This is a genomic window from Psittacicella hinzii (assembly GCF_003585935.1).
GTDB classification, from domain to species: Bacteria; Pseudomonadota; Gammaproteobacteria; order Enterobacterales; family Psittacicellaceae; genus Psittacicella; species Psittacicella hinzii.
Map to the genome: position 1 here is coordinate 1 of NZ_NRJG01000091.1, position 1,891 is coordinate 1,891.

The following is a 1,891-nucleotide window of genomic DNA, read 5'->3' on the forward strand; positions in this document are numbered from 1 at the left end:
TGTTACAGCTACAGAAGAAGCTAAAGTTAACGGTACAAACGTATCAGTAACTAACAATAGTAATATCGCTGGTAATAATGCAGAGGTTAACGGTACTAATGTAACGTTAGATAACTCTACAGTTAACGCTACAGAAAACGCTACTGTAAACGGTATAAATGTTTTAGTTGTTAACTCAACTGTGAACGGTACTAATGCAACAGTTGATGGCTCTAGTAATGTTTCCGTTGATGGCTCAAATGTAACAGCTACAGAAAACGCAACTGTAAATGGTACAAATGTTTCTGTAACTAATAACAGCAATATCTCTGGTAACAATGCGAGCGTAAATGGTACAAATGTAACTGTTTCCGACTCTGTTGTAAATGGTACTAATGCTACTGTAAGTGGTAAAGATGTTAATGTTACAGGTTCAAATGTAACTGCAACTGATACCGCTACTGTAACAGGTGATAACGTTTCTATTACTAATAACAGTAATATCTCTGGTAACAACGTAAGTGTAAATGGTACAAATGTAACTATTGCAGATTCTATTGCAAACGGTACTAATGTAACTGTAAGTGGTAAAGAAGTTAATGTTACAGGTTCAAATGTAACCGCAACCGATACCGCTACTGTAACTGGAGATAATGTTTCAATTACTAACAACAGCAATATTTCAGGTAACAATACAACCGTTGCTGCTAACAACAATCTAACAGTTGAAAACTCAACGACAATAGGTAATGAAACTGTAGATATTACTGGTGCAAATGTAACGCTTGATAACTATACTGCTGCAGGTGGTAATATAACGGTAAATGCAACTAATGGTACAACTAATATTTACAACTCAACAATTAACGCTACTATTGGTAACGCAAACATTAGTGGCACTGAGGGAGTTAATATTGGTAATGGTACGAACATTAGTGCAGCAGAAGAAGTTGTTGTAGATAGTGTTAATGGCTCTATTAACATTACAGGTACTAATATTACTGGTAATAATGTAACCTTAACTGCTGCTGAAAACATTACTACAGTGAATTCAAATATTAGCGGACGTACAAATGTTAACTTAACAGCTGGAGATAGTGTAATTATTACTAACTCTACTTATAACGCTGGTGAGAACATTACGGTAATTGCAACTAATGGTAGTGTTGCGATTAGTGATTCAAACTTCACTTCTGGTAACAATACGTACATTAGTGGTAACACTGCAGTGGAATTAAGTGGTACTACCTTTACTTCAATTAACATTACTGTAGAAACTGATGGTTCATTTATTAACAATAACAATGTGTACAATGCAACGAATGTGCATTTACCAATTGTTAATATTACAAGTGAGACAGTGTTAGATGATTACGGTACTTGGTTACAAGATACTGGTTTAGATTTCTACGACACTTATACAGATGAAGTACGTCAGTTTGAGCCGCAAATTATTGCAAGTTCGGATGTTAAATATATGGAAGCGCAAGGTATTTATGTAGCAGCAAATAATCCATCTGTGAATAAGTACTTAGCAAATCGTGGTTTTACATTACAAACTTGTGCGGTGATTGATCCTGAGCAATTAAAACAACGTTTCGATCTATCAGAGCAAGATAAATTCGATTTATCGAAAATCTGTGCTTACTTAAATGAACAATTACGTCAAAATGGTAAGATTCCAGATGCTCTTCCGAAAGCGGTTCTGCCGAATGAGGTTTTAGCACTAGTAGATGGTAAAGCTTCACAAAGTGCAACTAATAGTTTAGGTGAATAACCCCTAAGTTATTGTCGAGCTTAAACAAACTTTACAACTAACCGATAAAGCAAACTCACCGTTTAAGCTCATATACAAAATAGAATAAATTAAGGCCCATGGTAAATCCATGGGTCTTTTTTGTGCGTCCAGTAT

1 protein-coding gene is annotated in these 1,891 nt (G+C 35.2%); it reads left to right on the plus strand.

The features are described 5' to 3' along the window. The coding region (locus CKF58_RS08420; RefSeq protein ID WP_425451207.1) for a beta strand repeat-containing protein at positions 1-1,756 on the plus strand (1,756 nt) is incomplete at its 5' end. Positions 1,757-1,891 lie beyond the last annotated feature (135 nt).